15 protein-coding genes are annotated in these 15,428 nt (G+C 71.2%); 4 read left to right on the forward strand and 11 right to left on the reverse strand.

From position 1 onward, the window contains the following. Positions 1 to 87: 87 nt before the first annotated feature. Positions 88 to 1,380 (reverse strand): glycosyltransferase family 4 protein, encoded by a 1,293-nt coding sequence (locus WBG06_RS18850; protein WP_336738548.1) that lies wholly within the window; start codon positions 1,378 to 1,380, stop codon positions 88 to 90. 159 nt (positions 1,381 to 1,539) lie between these two features. Here WBG06_RS18850 and WBG06_RS18855 point away from each other — a divergent pair, with 159 nt between their 5' ends. Next, complete coding sequence (locus WBG06_RS18855) at positions 1,540 to 2,940, forward strand: AMP-binding protein (RefSeq protein ID WP_336738492.1); 1,401 nt, start codon at positions 1,540 to 1,542, stop codon at positions 2,938 to 2,940. Between the two features lie 65 nt (positions 2,941 to 3,005). On the opposite strand, the gene WBG06_RS18860 is transcribed toward WBG06_RS18855, so the two are convergent. The 4 genes from WBG06_RS18860 to WBG06_RS18875 are packed head-to-tail and all read right to left on the reverse strand — an operon-like array spanning position 3,006 to position 6,290. Further along, a complete protein-coding gene (locus WBG06_RS18860; protein WP_336738493.1) occupies positions 3,006 to 3,272 on the reverse strand; it encodes an acyl carrier protein in 267 nt (88 codons plus the stop codon). Positions 3,273 to 3,305: 33 nt separating this feature from the next. Then, positions 3,306 to 4,508, reverse strand: coding sequence for a pyridoxal-dependent decarboxylase, exosortase A system-associated (locus tag WBG06_RS18865; protein ID WP_336738494.1), 1,203 nt, complete (start codon positions 4,506 to 4,508; stop codon positions 3,306 to 3,308). Position 4,509: 1 nt separating this feature from the next. Further along, positions 4,510 to 5,364 carry a hypothetical protein gene (locus WBG06_RS18870; RefSeq protein WP_336738495.1) on the reverse strand — a complete coding sequence of 285 codons (855 nt, stop codon included), beginning with the start codon at positions 5,362 to 5,364 and terminating at the stop codon, positions 4,510 to 4,512. Continuing rightward, positions 5,361 to 6,290 carry a glycosyltransferase family 2 protein gene (locus WBG06_RS18875; RefSeq protein WP_336738496.1) on the reverse strand — a complete coding sequence of 310 codons (930 nt, stop codon included), beginning with the start codon at positions 6,288 to 6,290 and terminating at the stop codon, positions 5,361 to 5,363. The genes WBG06_RS18870 and WBG06_RS18875 overlap by 4 nt, the downstream gene beginning before the upstream one ends. 122 nt (positions 6,291 to 6,412) lie before the next feature. Here WBG06_RS18875 and WBG06_RS18880 point away from each other — a divergent pair, with 122 nt between their 5' ends. Further along, the gene (locus WBG06_RS18880) at positions 6,413 to 7,078 is read left to right on the forward strand and encodes a polysaccharide deacetylase family protein (protein WP_336738498.1); all 666 of its coding nucleotides are present in this window, start codon (positions 6,413 to 6,415) and stop codon (positions 7,076 to 7,078) included. A 3-nt stretch (positions 7,079 to 7,081) separates the two neighbouring features. Here WBG06_RS18880 and WBG06_RS18885 read toward each other — a convergent pair whose 3' ends face one another. The 3 genes from WBG06_RS18885 to WBG06_RS18895 form a co-directional block, all read right to left on the reverse strand. Then, entirely contained in the window at positions 7,082 to 8,653 is a 1,572-nt protein-coding gene (locus tag WBG06_RS18885; RefSeq protein ID WP_336738499.1) for an acyl-CoA ligase (AMP-forming), exosortase A system-associated, read from the reverse strand. Beyond that, positions 8,650 to 9,315, reverse strand: coding sequence for a hypothetical protein (locus tag WBG06_RS18890; RefSeq protein WP_336738500.1), 666 nt, complete (start codon positions 9,313 to 9,315; stop codon positions 8,650 to 8,652). The genes WBG06_RS18885 and WBG06_RS18890 overlap by 4 nt, the downstream gene beginning before the upstream one ends. A 318-nt stretch (positions 9,316 to 9,633) precedes the next feature. Further along, complete coding sequence (locus WBG06_RS18895) at positions 9,634 to 10,116, reverse strand: hypothetical protein (RefSeq protein WP_336738501.1); 483 nt, start codon at positions 10,114 to 10,116, stop codon at positions 9,634 to 9,636. Between WBG06_RS18895 and WBG06_RS18900 the strand changes: the two genes are divergently transcribed. Next, positions 10,091 to 10,723 carry a hypothetical protein gene (locus WBG06_RS18900; protein ID WP_336738502.1) on the forward strand — a complete coding sequence of 211 codons (633 nt, stop codon included), beginning with the start codon at positions 10,091 to 10,093 and terminating at the stop codon, positions 10,721 to 10,723. The genes WBG06_RS18895 and WBG06_RS18900 overlap by 26 nt on opposite strands. Here WBG06_RS18900 and WBG06_RS18905 read toward each other — a convergent pair. Continuing rightward, positions 10,658 to 12,031 (reverse strand): O-antigen ligase family protein, encoded by a 1,374-nt coding sequence (locus tag WBG06_RS18905; protein ID WP_336738503.1) that lies wholly within the window; start codon positions 12,029 to 12,031, stop codon positions 10,658 to 10,660. The genes WBG06_RS18900 and WBG06_RS18905 overlap by 66 nt on opposite strands. Continuing rightward, on the reverse strand, positions 12,000 to 12,785 hold the full coding sequence (locus WBG06_RS18910; protein WP_336738504.1) for a hypothetical protein: 786 nt from the start codon (positions 12,783 to 12,785) through the stop codon (positions 12,000 to 12,002). The genes WBG06_RS18905 and WBG06_RS18910 overlap by 32 nt, the downstream gene beginning before the upstream one ends. Before the next feature lie 170 nt (positions 12,786 to 12,955). On the opposite strand from WBG06_RS18910, the gene WBG06_RS18915 reads away from it, so the two are divergent. Continuing rightward, positions 12,956 to 13,666: a hypothetical protein gene (locus tag WBG06_RS18915; RefSeq protein WP_336738505.1), complete on the forward strand. Its 711-nt coding sequence runs from the start codon at positions 12,956 to 12,958 to the stop codon at positions 13,664 to 13,666. On the opposite strand, the gene WBG06_RS18920 is transcribed toward WBG06_RS18915, so the two are convergent. Then, complete coding sequence (locus WBG06_RS18920; protein WP_336738506.1) at positions 13,650 to 15,425, reverse strand: hypothetical protein; 1,776 nt, start codon at positions 15,423 to 15,425, stop codon at positions 13,650 to 13,652. The genes WBG06_RS18915 and WBG06_RS18920 overlap by 17 nt on opposite strands. Between the last annotated feature and the right edge of the window lie 3 nt (positions 15,426 to 15,428).

A 15,428-nucleotide genomic window follows, 5' to 3' on the forward strand; every position in this document is an offset into this window, starting at 1 on the left:
TCAGCCCCCGCGTTCAACACAAGGGGCCAATCCAAGAGCACCCGCGAGGCCTATGGCCGTGACCGCAGGATTTTTACCCGAAATGGGTTACGTCGCCGCAGGTCCTCGGGTCAGCACGAACTGGCGCAGCGCGTCCGGGTCGTCCAGGTCGACGTATTCGAACCCGTCGATCGCCGTCGGCGTCTCACCGATCGCGGACATCGAATCGTAGACCTGGACGTACGCCGCCGACTGCGGGCCCCAGTCCAGCACCTTGGCCGCGCGCTCGCGCGCCCGCAGCGCCAGCTCGACGCGAAGCTCGGGGTCGTCGAGCAGCGACTCGACCGCGTCGGTGAACGCGCCGACGTCGCCCGACGGGACGAAGAGCGCCGCGTCCTCGGCGGAGACCCGCGTCTCGACCAGGTCGAAGGAGACCGATGGCAGGGCGTACGCCATGTATTCCATCGTCTTGTTCATGGTCGAGACGTCGTTGAGCGGCGTCTTCAGGTCGGGGCACAGGCCGACGGCGGCAGCGCTGAGATGCTGGGCGATGAGGGCGGACCCTGCGCGTCCGGTGAACGTCACCACGTCGTCGAGGCCGAGCTCGGTGCATCGCCGCTTGAGGTCCTCGAGACAGTCGCCGAAGCCCATCAGCACCGCGTCGACGTCGGTGCGGCCGCGTCGGTGGACGAGCTCCTCCATCACCACCAGGACGGTGTCGACACCGTCCTGGGGACCCATGATCCCCAGGTAGACCAGGGTGTGCCGGCTACCCGAGGAGGGAGCCTCGTGGGGCCGCACCGGCCGCATCACCGAGGTGTCCGGCCCGCTGCGGACCACGGTCACGGCCGCCGGGGCCATCCCGCCGCGGGTGATCGCGACCTTCCGGTAGGACTCGTTGGTCGAGATGACGTGGTCGGCGGTGGCGTACGTCTGCTTCTCGAGCCAGCGCAGCGCTGCCAGCTGGGCGCGGCCCGAGAGCGACCGAGGCGTGCCGAACCGGGAGAGGAAGAGCTCGGGGTTGAGGTCGTGCTGGTCGAAGACGAACCGGACGCCGCGGCGCTTCCAGATGCGGGCCAGGAGCCAGTAGGTGTCGGGCGGGTTGCACGCCTGCATGATCGTGAACGGGCGGTCGCGCCAGACCCGGGTGGTCAGCAGCGCCGTGCGGATCCAGCAGTAGACGAACTCGAGCAGATAGCCGAGCACGCCGCTGGCCTGCGGAGCGGGACGGTACTTGTAGATGCGAACCCCGCCCAGCTGCTGGCGGCCGGGGTCGCCGGGTCCCTTCGGGCAGATCACGCTGACCTCGTAACCACGCGCGACCAGCGCCTGGCACTCGAGCCAGACCCGGCGGTCGAGCGGCACGGGAAGGTTATGGACGATGATCAGCACGTGCGTCATTGCCACGCCATGTCTCTGCTGGGCTGCGTTGGCCATGTGAGCAACGTTGACGAGCGCTGAGACCGGCTTGGCGGGCATACGCGGCATATCCCCGAATCCGGGGATCGTGGGCGGCGAGGCGGGTGCCGGCGCGGCTCGCGGCTCCTAGCGTCGCATCCTGTGAACCCGCTGGCCGAGCGCATTCGATCCGTACGCAGCCGTCCCCGGCCGGAGGCCGTCGTCGCCGACCGGCGCTCGTCGCTGGGTCCACGCGAGCTGGCCGACGCGGCCGAGGAGCTGCGGCTCGCGCTCGTCGGGGCCGCCGGTGTCCCGCGGCCGATGGTCGCCGTGTCGCTGCCGCTGTCCGCCGATGCGGTCGTCGCGCTCCTCGCCACGATCCTGGGCGACGTGTCGGTCTGCTTCGTCGATCCGTCGGCGCCCGAAGAGCACCAGCGGTCGCTCATCCAGGCGCTCCACCCCGACGTCGTCCTCGACCGGGCGGGGATCCGGACGGTGGCCTCGTCGTCTCGCGCCGACGCCTCGGCCGGGTACGTCGCGATGTCCTCCGGCTCCACCGGCGGCGGCCCCAAGGGCGTGCTGTCGTCATGGGTCGGGATCGACGCCTTCGTCCCGCACGGCGCGACCGCGCTCTCGCTCGATGACACCTCGGTGTGGGCCGAGGTCTCGCATCTCTCCTACGACCTGGCGATGACCAACCTGCTGATCGCGCTCGCCGCCGGTTCCTCCATCCAGCTGTCCGGATCGCTGGGCGACCGGCTCCGGCCGCTCGGCTTCTGCGCCCGCGTCGGGGCGACGCACCTGCGTCTGGCGCCCCGGTTCATCGACCTCGCCGCCGCCGAGCGCGTCGACGCGGCCCCGCGGAGTCTGCGCGTCTGGGGCTCCGGCGGCGACCGGCTCTCCGCAGCCGACGCCCGGCGCGTCTTCGACCTCGGGATACCGACCGTCGTCAACACGTACGGGACCAGCGAGACGATCGGGTTCGCCAGCGCCGCCCGGTTCGATGCCGGCGACGAGCTCGCAGCCGTCCACGGCGCGGTCGGGATCGGGCGCGGGACGGTCGGAGGATGGCGTACGTCGCTGACTTCCGGGGAGGTCGGGGACATGCTGGCCATCGAGTCGCCCCACCTGCCCGGCGGCTATCTCTTCGGCTCCCCGAGCGGTGCTTTCCCGCACTGGGACGGCGCGGAGCGGGTGCTCACCGGTGACCTCGGCGCCCGGCGTGGCGAGGAGCTCTTCTGCCTCGGCCGCGCGGGGCGCCGGGTGAAGCGCAGCGCGAGCTTCGTCGACCTGGACGCGCTCGACGCCGAGGTGAAGCAGGCCTTCGGCCTGGCCACCTTCACCGCCGCCACCCCCGAGGGCGGCCTGGTCAGCCTCGTCGAGGGTCCCGAGGGTCACCTGGACGACCTCCGCCGGCGGCTCCCGACAGTCCTGCGTCCCGACTCGGTCCCGGACGTACTCGTCCCCGTCGCGCAGCTCCCCCGCCTCGGCAACGGCAAGGTCGACCAGGCGGCCGCTCAGCTGCTCGCTGAGGGCGGGATGTTCACCGAGTTACCTCGGTGAGCGGTCACTGCCCTCGTGGAACTCCGCGAAGGAAGTGACTCCAGACCGAGTTACCTCGGTGAACATCACCCCACCTGCGCGCGCACGTACTCCGCCAAGGACCCGACGGACTCGAAGACCTCGGCGTTGATGTCGTCCTCGTCCATCTCGAAGCCGAAGCGGTCCTCGAGGACGGTGATCAGCTCGACCAGGGCGAGCGAGTCGAGCTCGGGCAGGGAGCCGAAGAGCAGGGTGTCTGCGCTCAGCGTGCCGGCGCTGTGATCGGTGCCGATCACCTCGGTGATCGCCTCGCCGACCCCGTCGAGGGTCGCTTCGGTGGTGTCGATGGTCATGGAGACTCCTTCGGGTTCTACGGGTTCAGGGACTCAGACGAGCACTTCGAGCGGCGCCGGGTGGCTGAGGAAGGCGGTAGGGCTGGCGGTGAGGCCGTACGCCCCAGCCTGATGGACCAGGACGAGGTCGCCCACCTCGGCGCGCGGCAGGCTCACCTTGTCGCCGAGCAGGTCCAGGGGCGTGCAGAGGCAGCCGACGACCTGGACGGTCTCCTCCACGGCCTCGGCATCACCGGCAGCCGCGGCGACCGAGATCGGGTAGTTGCGGCGGATGACCTGGCCGAAGTTGCCGGAGGCGGCGAGCTGGTGGTGCATGCCGCCGTCGACGATCAGGAAGGTCGTGCCGCGGGAGATCTTGCGGTCGACGACGCGGGTGACGTAGACCCCGGCCTCGCCGACCAGATAGCGACCGAGCTCGATGACGACCTGTGCGGACGGCAGCGCAGGACGTACCCGGCCGGCGAGCAGCTCCTCGAGGCGCGACCCGACCAGCGGGAGATCGAGAGGCTGATCCTGGGTGTAGTAGGGGATGCCGAAGCCGCCGCCGATGTTGAGGTAGGTCATCTCCGCGGGAAGGTCGTCGGAGAGCCGCAGCACGAGGTCGACCGTGCGTTCCTGAGCCTCCGCCAGGATCGATGCGTGCAGGTTCTGGGAACCGGAGAAGACGTGGAAGCCGGCCACCTCGACATCGCGGTCGTGCAGGACCTTGAGCAGCTGCGGCACCGTCTCGGCGTCGACCCCGAACTGCTGCGCGCCGCCGCCCATCCGCATCCCCGAACCCTTGACCTCGAAGTCCGGGTTGATGCGCACCGCCACCCGCGGCCGGATCCCGAGCCGCTCGGCGGCCTCGACGAGTCGGTCCGCCTCCAGCGGCGACTCGATCTCGACGAGCACACCCGCAGCGACCGCAGAAGTCAGCTCGGCGACCGACTTCCCGGGTCCCGCGAAGCTCACCGACCCCGGCGCGATCCCGGTGTCGAGCGCCACCCGCATCTCGGCCCCCGAGGCGACGTCCAGAGCGTCGACGGACCGGGCCAGGTGCTGCACCACGGCGGGCATCGGGTTGGCCTTGACCGCATAGCTCAGGTGCACGTCCCCCGGCAGCGCGGAGCGCAACGAGGCGACCCGGGCGTCGATCGCGGCCCGGTCGTAGGCGAAGAACGGTGTCGATCCGACCCGCTCCGCCAGCAGCCGCACGGGAACGCCGCCGACGGTCATACCGATGACGTTCGGCATCTCACCACTCCAGACATGTCAGCTCGCTGTACAGGTAGTCGACCCTGGCCGGATCCAGGGCGTCGCTGCGCAGCATCTTCGGCCGCGACCGCGACAGCCGGCGGGAGCCGACCGGAGGACCACCGGCGACCCGGTGCTCGATCAGGGTCGCCGCGGCGCCGTGCTGCCGCAGCAGGTGCGTGGCCAGCCGCGGCGCGTGCCGCCGCAGCAGCTCCGGGTTGCTCGCGTAGAGGACGGAGGCGAAGGCACGTACGCCCTTGCGGGTGTCCTTGCGAGCCACGACGTAGCAGTGCTCGGAGCCGGTGCTCAGCACCACGTGCCGGGCGGCTGCCGCGGCGCGATGGTCGGCGTAGAGGTCCCGCTCCTCCCCCTGCAGAACCGAGTCCAGTACGTCGGGACGGCTGCTCACCCGCACCCCACGCCGCCCCGGCAGGGGCACCGCCGGCACCAGCGAGGTGGTCGTGTCGAGATCGGTGAACTTGAGCTTCCGGTTGAGCGCGATCACGTTGCCCGAGGGCGAGAAGTCGGTGAACTCGTAGCCCGGCTGCTTGAGCAGCGTGGTCAGCAGCCGCAGCCCCTGGTGCCGGTGGCTGTCGAGCACGCACCAGGCGCCCAGGTTGCAGACCTGAAGCGTGTCCGAGCCGACCCGCCGCTCGGAGTAGTAGGCGAGGTAGGCGCCGACCACCCGCTCGCCCTCGGTGAGGAAGAACCCGTGGTTGGGCTGGGGTACGTCCCACGGCACCCGCAGCGCCTGGGTCCACTCCAGCTCCTGGACCCGCGGGTTCAGCTCCCGGCGCAGGAACCCGGACACGGCCGGGAGGTCCTCGGCCGTGATCGGGGCGAGCACGGCCTTCATGCGCTCGCCACCCACTCCGGGCCACGCGGGGCGCTCATCCGCCGGGGGCTGAGGAGGGTCCGCACGGCACGGCGCGAGGTCTGCTTGCCGAGCAGCGCCCGGCTGCCTTCGCGGGCCAGCACCATCAGCCAGTACGCCGCACCCTGGACCCGCCCGCGACGCGCCGTGAAGAGCCGGACCCGGTTGGCCACCAGCAGCGCCCACAGCCCGGGCGAGGTGGTGGACTCGCCGCCGAGATGGACCGCACGGGCGGCCGGGACGTACCGCACCCGGAAGCCCCGGTCGCGGGCGCGCAGGTGGAACTCGGTCTCCTCGGAGTAGAGGAAGTAGGACTCGTCCCACGGCCCGCACGCGCGCCAGCACGAGGCGCTGATCAGCTGGGTGGAGCCCTCCGCCCAGTCGGTGTCCTGGGCCCGTTCGTACTCCGCGGGAGACGCCACGATCTCTCCGGCCCAGCGGACCCGCCCCGCCCGGTTGGCGCCCACGACGGCGTCGGCGAAGGCCCTGGTCAGGCTCGGCGCGCCGCGCATCGACTCGATCAACCGGCCCTCGGCGTCGACCAGGTGCGGGACCGCGACACCGACACCGGCCCCGAGCTCGCGGGCCAGCGCGGCGACGCAGCCGGGTTCGAGGCGTACGTCCGGGTTGAGCACCAGCACCGCGTCGAATCCCGGCCCGGCAGCCGCGACACCTGCGTTGATCCCGGCCGCGTAGCCGCCGTTGCGACCGGTCTCGACGACGGTCGCCTGCGGGGCGAGGCGGCGGGCAACCGCCACGGTGTCGTCGGTGGAGGCGTTGTCGACGATCACCAGCCGCCACCCGAGACCGGCGAGCCCACCCGGCAGGGAGCCGACGAGGTCGGCCAGCAGGTGAGCGCTGTTGTAGGTCACCACCACGACAGCGACGGTGTGGACGAGATGCGGCACGTGATCGAGTCTCGGCGGCATCCACCCCCGCTGGAACGCCTACCCGACCGCAGATCCCCCGTATCAGGTAGGCCGCCGACGACACGGGCCACCTCAGCCCTCGGCTGCCTAGCGTGGAGGACATGCCCGCCCACGTGACCAACATCTGCTTCCACGGCATCGGCGAGCCCGAGCGCGAGCTCGAGCCGGGCGAGGACCGCTACTGGATCAGCCAGGACGCCTACGAGGACATCCTCGACGCGCTCGCGGGCCGGCCCGACGTGCGGATCAGCTTCGACGACGGCAACCGTTCCGACGTCACGTTCGGTCTGCCGGGTCTGCTCACCCGCGGCCTGAGCGCGACCTTCTTCGTCCTCGCCGGTCGGCTCGGCCGACCGGGGAGCGTCGACCGCCTCGACATCCGCCTCCTCCGCGTCGCGGGCATGCGGATCGGCACCCATGGCATGGACCACGTCAGCTGGCGCGGGCTCGACCCCGCAGGCGTACGCCGCGAGCTCATCGAGGCCCGCGAACGGATCACCATGGCGGCCGGCGAGACCGTGGACGAGGCGGCCCTCCCGCTCGGCCGCTACGACCGCACGACGCTGCGGCACCTGCGCCGCCTGGGGTACGAGCACGTCTACACCAGCGACCGCGCCCACGCGGTGGCCGGCGCCTGGCTCCAGCCGAGGTTCAGCGTCACCGCGGACGACGACGGCGCCAGCGTACGCAGCCAGATCCTGAACGGGCAGGGCATCGCCAGGCGGATGGAACGTCAGGCTGCGGGTCTGGTCAAGCGACTGCGCTGACGGTCACGAGGTCAGCACGGTCCGGATCATCACGCGGTCGAACTTGCCGTTCGGGGAGCGCGGAAGCTCGGGGCGTACGTCGATGGTCGAGGGGACCATGTAGGGCGGCATCGCGCGGCGCAGCACGGTCAGCAACCGGTCGACCTCGATCTCCGTCTCCCCCGAGGGAGGCGTCACCAGCAGCACGATCCGCTGCCCGAGCCGGTCGTCGGACAGGCCGAGCGCCACTGCGTCGCGGACCAGACCGGTGTCGTAGACGACCTCCTCGATCTCGGTCGGGCTGACCCGATAACCGGAGGTCTTGATCATGTCGTCCAGGCGGCCGACGAAGTAGAGGAAGCCCTCCTCGTCGGCCACGACCCGGTCGCCGGACCACACGCACAGCTCCGGCGTACGCCACGACGCCTGCTCCCGCGGCAGCGGCCGGAACCGCTCGGCGGTCCGCACCGGATCGCCCCAGTAGCCCTGGGCGACGAGGGCGCCGCGATGGACCAGCTCCCCCTCCTCGCCGGGCTCGCACGGTGTCCCGTCGGGACGCACGACGAGGACCTCGGCGTCGGGGATGGCCTTGCCGATCGAGTCCGGCCGGCGGTCGACCTCGGCCGGGTCGAGATAGGTGGAGCGGAAGGACTCGGTCAGCCCGTACATCAGGAACGGCTGCGCCGTCGGGAAGTGTTCGCGGAGCCGTTGCAGCGTCGCCCGCGGCATCCGTCCGCCGGTGTTCGCGAAGTAGCGCAGGCGGGCTCGCGCCTCCGGCGGCCATTCGACGCCGGCGAGCTGCAGCCACAGCGGTGGCACACAGGTCAGCCCCGTCGCACCGTAGGTCTCGCAGAGCGCGGGAACCTCACCGGGCAGCAGGTAGTTCATCAGCACCACGTGCGCGCCGACGGCGAAGGCGGTCGTGATCTGGCTGAGCCCGGCGTCGAAGCTGAGCGGTAGCACCGAGAGGATGACGTCCTCGGGCCCGTTGCCGAGGTAGCTGCTGACACTCTCCGCACCCACGACGAGGTTGCGGTGGCTCAGCACCACGCCCTTCGGTCTCCCGGTGCTGCCCGAGGTGTAGAGGATCGCGGCCAGGTCCTGGTCGATCGTCGCATCGGCAGGCGCGGAGACGCCGGCCGGGAACACGTCGACCCAGGCATGCACCTCGATGTCGAGCGCGATCTCGTCAGGGGTCCCGTTCCCGACGAGGACGATGTGCTCGAGCGCCTCGCACCCCTTCAGCTCCTCGCGGAGCAGGACCAGCCGCTCCCGTGAGGTGATGAGCACCTTGACCGAGCAGTCGTCGAGGATGTGGGCGACCTGAGCGCCCTTGAGCAGCGGGTTGACCGGCACGAAGACGCCACCCGCGGCCGTGGCGCCGAAGATCGAGGCGACCGTCTCCGGCCGCTTCTCCAGGAAGATCGCGCAGCGGTCCCCGCGAGCCAGACCGAGGTCGCCGAGCCCGGCGGCGATCGCACAGGCCGAGGCCCAGACCTCGGCGTAGCTCTGCGTGACGCCCTTGTAGGAGAGCGCCGGGGCGTCGGGTCGTGCCGCCGCGTGCTCGCCCAGCATCGAGTGGAGCGCGGTCCTCATCGCGCCCGCACCGCGATCATCGACTTGGTCAGACCGAGGACCTTCTCCTTCAGGATCTCGGAGTCCGGGAAGTAGGAGCGCATCTCGGCCTTCCCGACCAGCTCGGTCCACTGCACATCGGCCATCGCCTCGGCCCGCGACGCGGGAAGGGTGTGGACCAGCGGCCAGCGTTCCGCGACCCGGGCCCTCAGCGCCATCGGGAGGAACTGCATCCCGGGGAAGAGCCAGTGCGGCTCGATCGGGAAGTAGCGGTAGGGCGTCTGCACCCAGTGCCGCGGCGCCGCCTGGCGGATCTGCTCGGCCAGCCTGGACCGCGGGGCATGGCCGCCAACGTGCTCGAGCAGGGAGTTGGAGAACACCAGGTCGTACGCCACCGGCGCCCCTGCCCCCTCCAGCGCCCTGCGTGCGTCGCAGGCGTCTCCCGTCACCGGCGTCAGCCACCCCTCCTCGGAGTCACCGGGCTCGGTCAGGTTGAGCACGACGACGTGCCCGGGACGTACGGGAGCCCGCAGCCACGACTCGCAGGTGCCGCCGACATCGAGCACCTTCATGTCGGCGATGTCGGGAAAGATCGCCGTGAACCTCTCCCAACGTCGGAGCCGGAGGGTGGCGCCCAGCGACGCAGGAGAGTCCACCAGGCGGGAACGGAGCTGGATCTTCACCCGACAATCGTCCCCGGCTACGGCCCCGCTGAGCGCCGCAGACAACCCCGATCCCCCGTATCAGGTAGGGGCGGACGCACTGCCTCGTCAGGGGGTCGCGCGGAGGGAGAAGGGCGATATACCGAGTCTGGAGGATGCTGTCGCCGCCAGGATCTGGGCAGTGTCGGGTAACGCAACGGCATTGCCTACCTCTGAACGGTGCAAACACATGCAAACCTCGGCACGTCGCGCCTCGGGACCAGTCCGCTCTCGGCGCTCCAGCTGGCCACGCTCCACCACGATCGGGGCCGTTCTGGTCGCCCTGGTGGTGGTCGTCGGCTACGGGACCAGCGGCTGTGGGGCCGGCGATCCGGACCAGCAGGCCGACGCCCAGTCGACTCGATCGTCATCCTCTGCGCCGCCCTCGTCCCTCCCGGCCACGAGCTCGGCGACGTCCTCACCGTCTGCTGACGCCTCCGTGGCGGGCCCGAGCACATCGGCCGCTCCGCCCTCCTCGGACCCGACTCGCCGGTCGACGGGATCGGCGCCGTCGAGCTCCGAGCCGAGCTCCGCGCCGAGCTCCGCGCCGAGCTCCGCGCCGAGGAGCTCGGTGCCCGCACCGGCCGCTGCGCCGGCGACGCGCCGGGTGCCGGCGGGGTTCCCGAACGCGGCGACCACCGGGGTGCCTGCCGGCGTACGGCTCCGGCCGTACACCGGCCCGTGCACCATCACGAAGGCCGGCACGGTGATCGACAGCAGGACGGTCACCTGCGGACTGAAGGTCCGGGCGCCGAGGGTGACCATCCGCAACTCGGTGATCAACGGGACGGTCTACAACGACGAGGCCTCCAACGGCCTGGGGTTCACGATCGTCGACAGCGAGGTCCGGATCGGCAACCGAGGAGGGACCGGCATCGGCAACGTCGGCTTCACCGCCCTGCGGGTGGAGGTCACCGGGGGCAACCGCTCGATCAACTGCTGGCGCAACTGCACCGTTCGCGACTCCTACGTGCACGGTCAGTTCACGGATCTGAGCGGGGTCGCGCACGAGTCCGGGATCCGGATGGGCTCCGGCGGCGTCATCAGCCACAACACGATCACCTGCGACGCACCCGACGTGCCGCCCGATGCCGGCTGCTCGGCAGGCCTGACCGGATACGGGGACTTCGCGACCGTGGAGAACAACCTCATCGAGCGCAACATGTTCCTGGTGACGACGGGCGGCACCTGTGCCTACGGCGGCTCGTCGTCGGGCAAGGCCTACAGCAACGCCAACCGCATCCGCTTCATCGACAACGTGTTCCAGCGCACCGCAGCGCGCCCGAACTGCGGGTACTGGTTCCCGATCGCGTCCTTCGACTCCTCAGCTCCGGGCAACGTCTGGCGGGGCAACACGTGGTCCGACGGCGGAGTCGTGAAACCCGGGTGACGGCTCCGTCGGTCTCTGCCGGACGAGCCGGTGCAGGGCGCCCGCGAGCCCGACCATCAGGATGAAGCAGCCCGACGACTGCGGGAACGCGAACAGGTCGTAGAAGGCCATCGCGGTGGCGCCGGCGAGGATCGCGGCGAGCAGCCCCTGGGCGAGCTCACGATCGAAGTCGGTCGCCGCGGCCTCCCGAGCGGAACGCGCGGTGAAGGCGGCGACCAGGATGACGGCCAGCAGGGCGACCATGCCGACCAGCCCGGTCTCGATGGTGTGGCCGAGATACTGGTTGTCGAGGATCCAGTACTGAGGCAGGAAGGTCCCGGGCCCGCGACCGAGCCAGGGGTCGCGGGCGATGAACTGGAAGGCCACCCCGTAGGCGTCGGTCCGCGAGGCCACGCTGGCGTCTTCGCCGGCGCCCACGAACAGCCCGGTGAGGACACCGAGCATCCCGGGCACCATCAGGTAGACCAGACCCGAGATCGCAGACAGGCAACCGATCGCGACCAGCCGCATCCGCCAGCTCCACCGGAGAGCGAGGACGATGATCGCGACGGCCGTGCAGAGGATGGCCGAGCGCGAGATCACCATGAAGATCGCGATCGCGACCACCGCCAGGATGACCCGGTAGAGCCACCGGCGGGTCGGGGCGTGCAGGGCGTACACGATCACCAGCGGCAGCACCATCGACAGGATGACGCCGTACTCGATGGGGTGGGTGGAGGTCCCGCTCAGCCGCGGCATCCCGCTGCGCTCGTACAAGCCGATCTCGATGCCCCGGGCGGAGAGCCCCGGGATGCTGATCCGGTCCACGAGAGGCTGCCGCGTCACGAACTGGGCCAGACCCAGCACCGCCACCAGCCCGATGCCGATCACCAGCCGGCGGGCCACCGCGTGCAGCCGGTCGAGCGAGGAGATCCCCTCGGCCGCGACCATGGCCAGACCGGCCAGGCCGATCATCCTGAGCAGCCCGCTGTCGGCCGGCGTCAGCTCGTTGCCGGGCATGGGGCCGGACATCGCCAGGACGTACGAGGCCATCACGGCCAGGAGGAGACCCAGGATCGCGATCCGTAGCGGCTGCACACCCAGGTCGATCCGGTGGACCCGTTGGACGTGATACCAGACCCACCACAGGAACGCGCCGATCGCGACGATCGTCGCCGGCGCGCCGGCGGTGCCCAGTGCCGGGACGACGAGCACCGACCGGATGGCGAGCAGCACGACGATGTAGACCGTCAGGATGGTCGCGGCATCGATCGACCGGCGTACCCCTGAGGTCGGCTCAACCGCGCTGCGCACGGGACGGCTGCCCATCGCGTGGCACGACCTTGGCGAACCCGTTCCGGGCGGGCGACCGGCCGTGCCCCTCCAGCGGCTCGACGTTGCTGCGTCCGGCACGCTCCTCGCCGAGATCTGCGGCCTCGCGGAGCTCTTCCTCGCGCTGGCGTCCACCGCCGCGGCGGCGTGCGAGCAGCAGACCGTCCAGCAGACCGATGCCGAGCAAGCCGCCGACCATGACGCCCGCGCCGGCCACGATCCCGGCGCGGAGCTGATCCTTGGTGACCTTCTGCGCAGTCTCGTCGACGGTGAGGTCCTGGACCGTGATGTATTCGCGGCGCTTGATCCCGAGGTCGTTCTGCAGGTCGCTAAGCACGCTCGGGACGGTCTCGAACAGCGTGTTCAGCGCGCCGACGGTCGCCTCCGCGCTCGGACCGGTCACGTCGACCACGATGATCGGCCCGCTCACCGCCATGTCGGCGTACATCTCGTAGCCGACTCCGGGGTGGCTCTCCGCGACGTCGGCGCGCGCCGACTTGGAGGTCATCGCGCGGATGAGGATGTCCCGAGCCGGGTTGAGCCCACCAAGGGACAGATACGGGTTGCCCTCGACCCGCTCCCCCGCGCGCGTGGTGCCTTCGGGCGGGAAGAGGAGCAACGTGCCCTGGGCGGTGTAGGACGGGCCCACCCGCGCCATCATCACCACCACAGCGACGACGGTCAGGGCCAGCGAGACGATCACGAGATACCAACGCCGCGCCAGGGCACCCCACACCGCGCTGAGTTCCATGTCCGATCGCCTTCGCTCGACAGTGGCTGACGGCATGCCTCGTGCCCAGCCACGGCAATCGTGCTGGCCTCCGGCCGCGCCGGAGCCGCACGCTCGCCCTCATACCCAAGACGAGGTACGACACCGTCGATCGTGGTCGCCGGAGCGCGACGAGGCAGAAGGTGTTGGCTGTGACCGCCCTCGAGCTCGTCGGCCTCCTGCTGCGCAGGTGGTACGTCGTCGCGGTCTGCGCACTGATGACGCTGGGCGGGGCGCTGATCCTGCTCGACCGGCCGCCGGTCTACTTCACCCAGTTCGAGGTGGTGCTGCTCCCGCCGAAGGAGTCCGTCAACCCGAACACGCTTCGCGAGGACCCCTACGGGATGGTGCCGATGGCGGGCCTGCTGGTCGAGGAGTACAACCAGGGCCGGCATCCGCTCAACATGAGCACCACCGAGACGACCCTCTACGGCGAGGGTCTCGACCAGGGCGTACGGGTCCGGATGCGCAACGTGGGCAACCAGTGGCTCCCCGTCTACAACCACCCGGTGATCGACGTGCAGGTCGTGGACCCGGACCCGACCCGGGTCGAGGAGGAGGCCGCCCGGATCGCGCAGGACCTCGACCGCATCCTCGAACGCCGTCAGGACGAGCTGGGGGTGCGCAGGACGTCGCGGATGTCCACGGAGATGGCACCGGAGGACGTCGTCGTCCAGGAGATCAGCGGCAGCCGGGGGCGTACGGCCGGTGGGCTGGCGCTGCTGGGGGGATCGCTCACGGTGGTCGCGGTGATCTGGGTCGAGCGCATCTCCCGCGCCCGCGCCGCGCGCCGGACGCAGTCACGCGAGTCCACCGGTCCCGCCGCCCGTGAGGCCGGCCGCGACCTCATCTCGCAGCGGTGACATCCGCAGGGCGCACCACGCCGGAGGCGATGGAGAGGTTGAGCAGGAACGCGACCGTGCCGGGCCCCGGGTGGTGTCTGCCCGCCAGGACGTCGTCGAGCCAGGCCGGCTCGACGACCCCGGTGTCCGCGAGACCGGCCACGGTCTCCGGGTGGGCGCGCCAGTAGGTCACCACCGCAGCGGCCAGGATCTCGCCACCGACGGGCGGCCGGCCGCGTCGCCGCACGCGCTGACCGAGCTTGCGACCGGCCTTGGTCACCGTCGTCGCACCGCGGCGCCACGAGCTGCGCCATCCAGGCGTGACGTACGTCTCCGGCGAGGGTCTTCCCTCCAGCGGTAGCCGCGCCAGCTCGACATCCAGCTCGACCTGGAGCCGGGCGAGGAACCGGGAGCGCGCCTTGTCCGCCGGCGCAAGCGCCCGTACGGTCGCGATCCAGCGGTCGTCCAGCATCGGGTTGACGATGCGGCGGCGGGCGCTCACCGGCGACTCCGTCGCTCCGGCCCAGTGCTGCATCCGCTGGCCCAGGTAGAGCTGGTCCGTGGCCTCGAACCACGAGCGACCGCCGTCGAGGAGTGCGGTCAGGACGTCGGCGTGGGCGATCTCGCGCGCCCGCTCACGAAAGGCCGGTCGCAGTGCCGAGGGCTCGACGGCTTCGTTGACGAACATCCGCCAGTCGGCGAGACGCCGTGCTCGTGCGGCCGTGACCGGGCCGTCGCCGTCGCCGCCCAGGTAGTAGAACCCGCGGGCCACCTCTCCCCCGAGGCCGGAGATCCGCGGGCCCGGCAGCGCCCGAGCCTCGGCGAAGTCCAGAGCCGCCCAGGCCAGCGGGTCAGCGCCGAGCTCGATCGCGCCGGCCGCAGCCGCACACCGTGCGTACGCCTCCTCCGGCTCGAGCGTGTCGAGGCCGTTCACCCCGATGATCTCGTGCCTCATCCCGTAGCGATGCGCCAGCCCGGCTGCGATCCGCACGTCAAGAGAGTCGGGCTCGCCGAGGGTCACCACCCGGAGTCCGCGCCGGCGCCGCGGCTCGATCGCGGAGAGGAGGAGTCGTGAGTCCTGGCCCCCGGTGAGCTGGAGGATCGCGTCGGGATGGTCGTCGAGGTAGGAGCTCAGGTAGCCGCGGAGCATGCTGCTCATCGAGGCGACCGCGTCGGCGAGATCGACGCGCTCCTGCTGGTCGCCGAGGTCGTCGGTGAAGGCGTCCAGACGAAGCAGGCCGTCGCGGATCTCGACCGACCGCCCGGCGGGCACCTTCGTCACCGACTCGAACAGGCTGCGCCCGCGCAGCTGCCAACCGAGCAGGCTCTGCACGGCGAGACCGTCGTGGTCCAGCGCCGTCGGCGCCAGACCGGCCAGCACCCGCGCCGACGTCGAGACCGCCGCCCAGCCGTCGCCGACGCGGTAGTAGAGGTGGCGGAACCCGAGAGCGTCGGTGGTGGCGACGACGGCATGCCGGGCATGCTGCACGGCGCCGAAGGTCGGCAGCATCTCCGCGAGCGCCTTCCGGTCTCCGCGAGCGAGCATCCGGGCGACGTCCTCGGGTTCGATCACCAGGTTCCGTCGTCTCAGCTCCTGCGTGAGGACCACCGTCCGGCCGTCGACCAGCGGACCGTCCACTCCCCAGGTCGCCGTCTGCAGCCCCGAGGGCGTGCCGTCGCAGACCGCGCCGGGCTCGACCGCCGTGACGGCCACGGCCAGGGCCGGCGGGCGGCGGGCGGGGGCCGCGGAGACTGCCGCGAAACCTGGTGTGGAGGACATGCA

Origin of the sequence: Nocardioides sp. CCNWLW239 (assembly GCF_037137035.1) — a bacterium.
In the GTDB taxonomy this organism is placed as follows: Bacteria; Actinomycetota; Actinomycetes; order Propionibacteriales; family Nocardioidaceae; genus Nocardioides.